The 264-nt window shown below is 75.0% G+C and carries 1 pseudogene; it reads right to left on the reverse strand.

The window, feature by feature from the left end:
* Nucleotides 1–227: pseudogene (locus AC3DEV_RS17270) on the reverse strand (HNH endonuclease); the annotation flags it as partial.
* Nucleotides 228–264: the final 37 nt, after the last annotated feature.

Raw genomic sequence — 264 nt, forward strand, 5'->3', positions numbered from 1 at the left:
AGTTCGATGAGGGCGTCGATGGTGGCCGGGCCGCCTCGGGGGAGGTAGACCTCGGGTTCGCCGTCGGGGCCGGGGGGTGCGAGCACGGTGATGGTGGGGCGGATCTGGGTGGCCGGCGGGCGGTGACTCGCACCCGTGCCCGCCCCGGCGCCCCTGCCTGCGTCGGTGTCGGTGCTGGGGTGGCCGAGGAGGGCGGTGACGAGGGCGTCGGCGCGTAGTTCGTCCATGCTGCGGATGGTGTCGGTGTCGAGGGTGTCGGCGCCG

Source organism: Dietzia sp. IBK-p2-15D, assembly GCF_057773105.1.